We start from the raw sequence: 1,032 nt of genomic DNA on the forward strand, positions 1-1,032 counted from the left end.
CCCCCTGAGTAATATTTAATAGTGAATAAGATTCATATTTAACTTTTTATTCTTTTAATTAAACAAAATTAAGAATTTAATTCTAAATGACATCAAAATAACTAAAACCACCAGTACAATTAAATGCATTAAAAGTAATGTTCCGTTATTGCTCCATCTACCCTGCCAAAAATAGTTGACTAACAAGAGGTTTCTCATATACATATATACCCATAGATAATAAAAGGCAGGCTATTCTGAGTAGTAGAATGACGCATTTAAAATGAAATCGCATGATAAACATATGAAATACATAATAAATCTAATAATTGTTTTTGATATTGATACAAGAATGTTAACGTTAAGAAATGACAATAATTTATCCACGGAACTATCGAAACCGGCAACGAGGTTGTTATGTGAACTGATTAAGAACAATAACACCACTCTTACTCGAGAGAATATTATCAAAACTGTATGGGTAGATTATGGATATGCACCATCATCAGCCAGTCTAAGCAATCACATAAGCGAATTAAGAAAAGCATTTAATAATCTTGGGTTAAACAAAGAAATTATCATCACTATTCCTAAAACAGGCTTCAAGTTGGATGCAGATATTCATCCATTTGCAAAAACTAAAAACAATAACTCAGGACCTGTAGGCGAGGTCATTAAGCATGAGATTCATGAGCCATCTGTTTTTACGCGGATATGGATTAATTATTTTTTAAAAGAAACAACCTGCAGAGTAACTGAACATAAGTCAAATATTATTATTGCTTGTTCTATTTGTGTGATAATCTTGGCGGGGATTGTTTTTTTCAAATGGCAAAAAAAAGAAAAAAATCATCAAATAGCCAAGATTGGGGAATGTAATATCTACGAACTTAGTAACTCCAGGCCACCAACTGACTTTATTACTAATGCTAAACATATGATAGAAAGTGAAGGTGTTGACTGCACACATGATGCAACTGATATTTATTACACTAATGCCAGACCCGGAAATAAATTATTCAATGTACACTTTATGGCAGTATGTAGATATGA

General features: G+C 31.4%; 1 protein-coding gene. It reads left to right on the plus strand.

Annotated elements, in window-relative coordinates:
* Positions 1 to 283: 283 nt before the first annotated feature.
* A partial coding sequence (locus tag NNO04_RS22440) for a winged helix-turn-helix domain-containing protein (protein ID WP_271446522.1) occupies positions 284 to 1,032 on the plus strand: 749 nt, incomplete at its 3' end.

It is taken from the genome of Citrobacter sp. Awk 4 (assembly GCF_028069725.1).
Classification (GTDB): domain Bacteria; phylum Pseudomonadota; class Gammaproteobacteria; order Enterobacterales; family Enterobacteriaceae; genus Citrobacter_D.